The organism is Paraburkholderia humisilvae (genome assembly GCF_902859855.1).
Lineage (GTDB): Bacteria > Pseudomonadota > Gammaproteobacteria > Burkholderiales > Burkholderiaceae > Paraburkholderia > Paraburkholderia humisilvae.
Genome location: NZ_CADIKH010000214.1, coordinates 1 through 3420, shown reverse-complemented (window position 1 = coordinate 3420; position 3420 = coordinate 1). Strand labels below are relative to the sequence as shown.

Genomic DNA, 3420 nt, shown 5'->3' with positions numbered 1-3420 from the left:
CGCTCACCACGCCGCTTGCGCTGCCCGCGTACGTGTACGCCGTGCCCGCGATCGTGTCGCCCGTCCACGGCACGGCCGCCGTAGCCGCGATCGAACTGGTACCCAGCGCGATCGAGTTCGCCACCGACGCAACTGCCCCCGAGCCAAGCGCGAGCGAGCTGTCGGCAGAGGCTGTGGTTTCGAAACCGATCGCAATGCTAAATGCTCCATTCGCAGTAGCAGCTCTACCGTAGGCCGTTGCATGCGTTGCGCCCGCGCTCGCTGAAGCACCATAGGCCGTCTCGTCACAATCGTCTGTCGGTACAATTGCCCCCAACCCATAAACGCTATCCACATACCCCGGAGGCTCGCCATCGTTCGCAGTACACTTGAAGCCGCTATCAGCCCATACGACGTCAGAAGCCGCAGCCAATGTAATCGCACTTAGTGCAATGGCAATCTTGGTCAGACTATGCGGCTCCGTCCGCAGCTTGGCACACGACCGCCTACCCCCGCCTCGTACCCTAGTGGCCGTCTCCGCCACCGGAATACATGCTCCCACACGGCGACTCCATATCAGTCGATAAAGATTTCTGTTCATGGTCTCTGCCTGTCCTCTGTTCATTTTACTAACGACGCTTCGGGACCGCCCGCCACGCCATCGTCACCAGGTCTAAACGTTCTCCCGCCTTTGCTATGCAGTCCCAAGTAATTAAATAAATTAACAAAATAGCGCCACCAAAATCGCCGAATTATTTCACTGTTATTTTGCGATGACGTCTATGGCCAGTGCGAAGATTGGCATAGGCACATGCCGATAGCGAAGCCGCCGTCCGGACCAAAAAACCACCCGCCACACAACGAATTAATGGTGCGTTAAGCACGATAACCTAGTCAATATTGAATTATTGTATATTTTACATTTATTTGACGAATTTTACGTATCCTGATTTAACACCGAACCGTTAATATAAAATTACCCATCTCAAAACGCACCCCTCATTCAATAAATAGACTTCGATCAAGTTACCCGCGACCCCCAATCAACACACACCGGTTGCCCTTTTCATTTTCGCCACATCGCCCAATAGCGACCACGCAACGAACACGCAGCAAGGACAATGAATTGTCAAATAATCAAATACGATGGCTCATTGAATGAAGACGGGCCACATCCTTTCGGCGGCAGATTTTATATGCAGAAAAAACAATATCCAGAAACAAAGCATTCATGAAAACCTCACTTAAATTTCAGCGCAACCGCATCGGATTTTCGCTACCAATGAGATCCCGGGAAAAGCTTCCGCGAAATGAGCAAATCACTTTTCTGAGAAATGGCGATCAATCATCGATTCAAGATCATGCGCAGATTGCCAATTGCCCTTTGAACCTCGCACACCAGGGGCGGTTTACATTCGATGAAATGTGTTCACATCCTGTCTTTTGCGCAAGCAGGTCAAGATGATTCGAACGTTATTGAGCGATGAAGTATGGGCACGAATCGAATCCGTCTCGCCGGGCAAGGAAGGCGATCCAGGGCGAACGGCGAGCGACAATCGTTGGTTCGCCGAAGCTGTCCTCTGGATCGGCCGGACAGGGTGCCCGTGGCGCGATTTGCCGAAGGCGTTCGGCCGATAGCATACGGTGTACATGCGCTTCTCCAGGTGGCGTCGCAAGGGTGTGTGGGGCGTGATCCACGCCGTGGCCGACGAAACCGGGATCAAGCATGTGTTGATCGATTCGACCATCGTGCGCGCACACCAGCATTCGTCCGGAGCTCGAAAAAAAACGGTCCGCAAGCACTCGGCCGCTCGCGAGGTGGGCTGACCACCAAATTGCACCTTGCCGTCGATGACGCCGGACGCCCCCTGCGTTTGATTGCTGCCGAGGGACAAGTTTCCGATATTACGTGCGCGAATGAACTGGTTGAGCATTTGCGCACCGGTGCGGTCATCGCTACAAGGGCTACGACTCGAACGCCTTTGTGGAGAACATCCGCGCTACGCGTGCGAAGACTGTGATCCCACCGCGTTCGAATCGAAAGATCAAGCGTCGCTATAGCCTCGTGCTGTATCGGACCCGGAACATCGTCGAACGTTTTTTCAGTCGTATCAAACATTTTCGTCGTGTCGCCACTCGCTACGACAAGCTGGCAGGGAACTATCTCGCTTTCGCGTCGCTTGCCTGTGCCTTTGGACCGCTCGTGAGAATGTGAACAGAACCTAAGACAAGCCGAAGGTCGTCTGTGACACCTTCGGTGTGTGTGATCGGGCTGACTACCGTGGCTTACGTGTGGCACACGTGGAGGCATTTGTGCGCTAGCGCGAGACTTCCCGATGATGTGGCTACCGTACGGTTGGAAATTACAGGGGCCACGCCACTTACCTAGGGAAGCTCGGCACAACCGGTTTTCTGTGCGTCAGCGATTTTCTGTCCGTGCGTAGCCGGAAATGGAAGCATGCTGACACCCGGATCGCGGAGCTTTCAGGCCCCGGCTTGTCGTATTTGCCGGGACTCATGGCGTGTGCACCTGCGTGTTTCACGCTTTGCGCAACGCCTTGCGCGCCATCCACAGGTTACCCGGCGCAAACAGTGTCACGATCCGGGCGGTGTTCTTTATCAAGCCCCGGTATCGTGTCTTCGTATAGCCAGACTGTTGCCTGAGTATACGGAATGGATGCCCGACCTTCGCACGGACACCGGCCTTCAGGCGTTCAATCCCGTCGTATATCGCGTCCAGGCGATCGTTCAGGTCAAGCTGTCTGCGCCTATCGCAACATGCCAGCGCACCGCCTCAGCCTCGCAACGCTTTTCGATACCCTGATAGCCCGCGTCAGCGTACACATCCGTTTCTTTCCCATGCAACAACGCTTCGGCTGCATTGATGTCGTAAACGTTGGCCGCTGTGCCGATCACGGTGTGAACCAGGCCCGACTGCGCATCGACGCCGATATGCGCTTTCATCCCGAAGTACCATTGATTGCCCTTCTTCGTCTGGTGCATTTCCGGGTCCCGCGTACCCGACGCGTTCTTCGTCGGACTGGGCGCCGCTATCAGCGGTGGCGTCAACTACCGACCCTGCCTTGAGCATTAAACCTTTCTCGCCCGGTATCGCGTTGACCACCGCGATCATCTGTGCAGCCAGACCGTGCGCTTCGAGCAGATGACCGAACCGCAGGATCGTGCTTTCGTCCGGCAAACGCGTCATGTCGCCGTCCAGCCCCGCAAAGTCACGATACAGGGGCACATCATAAAGTGCCTCTTCCATTGCCGGATCTGACAGACCAAACCACTGCTGCATGAAATGGATCTGCAGCATCGTGGCAACCGCAAACGGCGGTCGGCCCGTTTTCCCCTTCGGATAGTGCAGCTCGATCAGTGCAATCAGTTGCGACCACGGCGCCACGCGTCTCATGTCTTCGAGACATTCCCGCTTGCGCG

Annotated in this window: 1 protein-coding gene and 2 pseudogenes; 1 reads left to right on the top strand and 2 read right to left on the bottom strand. The window is 55.4% G+C overall.

Going from position 1 to position 3420, the window contains the following annotated elements; genetic code table 11:
• Positions 1–580 (bottom strand): ESPR-type extended signal peptide-containing protein (locus HV796_RS46270; protein ID WP_425497118.1); only part of this gene is annotated, 580 nt, incomplete at its 3' end.
• An 860-nt stretch (positions 581–1440) separates the two neighbouring features.
• On the opposite strand from HV796_RS46270, the pseudogene HV796_RS40940 reads away from it, so the two are divergent.
• Positions 1441–2194 (top strand): annotated as a pseudogene (locus HV796_RS40940) (IS5 family transposase).
• 324 nt (positions 2195–2518) lie between these two features.
• Here HV796_RS40940 and HV796_RS40935 read toward each other — a convergent pair.
• Positions 2519–3420 (bottom strand): annotated as a pseudogene (locus HV796_RS40935) (IS5 family transposase); the annotation flags it as partial.